The 1,058-nt window shown below is 32.9% G+C and carries 1 protein-coding gene; it reads left to right on the plus strand.

What is annotated here, in order from left to right:
* Nucleotides 1-390: 390 nt before the first annotated feature.
* A complete protein-coding gene (locus FHL06_RS14525) occupies nucleotides 391-804 on the plus strand; it encodes a M20/M25/M40 family metallo-hydrolase (RefSeq protein ID WP_420360980.1) in 414 nt (137 codons plus the stop codon).
* Nucleotides 805-1,058 lie beyond the last annotated feature (254 nt).

The following is a 1,058-nucleotide window of genomic DNA, read 5'->3' on the forward strand; positions in this document are numbered from 1 at the left end:
ACTTAAACATTTATCCGCTGACCGTGGAATTATGGAAATTGCTGGTATCAAGACAGCTATTAAAAAAGGTACAATTTAATTAATAAAAAAACTCCCATTCGGGAGTTTTTTTTGATTTAATTTTTCCCAAATAATATACTTACCCTGTAAACACAAGGGGTGTAAACTATGGCAATTAAAAAAAATCAAATCTGTGCAATTTGCGGTAACCGTTTTACGATCATGGAGGGATTATTCCTGAGGGATTTAAGCGACCTATTAAAAGAACAGGTTTTAAAAACCAATAGTTATGCTAAAGATTCCTCATTTATCTGCCTAAAGGATATGCAAAAACTTCGTATTGCTAGAATGCAAACTATTATCGATCAAGATTTACGAATTGATCAAAAAATGAGCGATGAATTAAAGAAGGAATTAGAAAAAGATACTTATGTCATTACTAATATCAACGACACCGTCTATGGAAAAAGAACTACTGGTCAAAGATTAGCTGACGCTGTAGCTAAATTCGATATGAAATATGAAAACTTTGACTATGTTGCTCCATTGTACGTGCCTACTGACAGTGAATTGGTACAAACATTGATGCAAACATATCAAGATTTAACTGGTGATACAGAATCTAAGCCAGCTATTTCTGGTGGTGCTACATTTGCCAGAACAATGCATAATTGTGTTGCGTTCGGTGGAATGTTGCCAACAACTCCTGATTTCATGCATCAAGCCAATGAAAATTGGAGCAAAGCAGATATGAGAAAAGCTATGGAAATCTTTGCTGAAGCTATTTACAGATTGTGTGTTTAAAAATATAAAATAATAATAAAGTAAGGCGAAAGCCTTATTTTTTTTGCATCTAAGACTAAAAATTTGTTTTCTTTGAATAAATTAGGTAGCGTAGCAGTAGGAAAGTAATGAGATTTTATAGATTAAAAGATAATGGTTCATTAATATATTTGAGGTGTAGCAATAATGTTTGATTATAATACGCAACCACGTAAGTTTAAATTTCAGGGTGAAATTACAGTCCCCGGTGATAAGAGTATTGCTCATCGAGCTAT

The organism is Companilactobacillus halodurans (assembly GCF_009600985.1).
Lineage (GTDB): Bacteria > Bacillota > Bacilli > Lactobacillales > Lactobacillaceae > Companilactobacillus > Companilactobacillus halodurans.

What these genes read in the sequence shown, in the direction of transcription:
- FHL06_RS14525 (WP_420360980.1), top strand. Translation starts at nt 391, where the DNA reads ATGAGCGATGAATTAAAGAAGGAATTAGAAAAAGATACTTATGTCATT.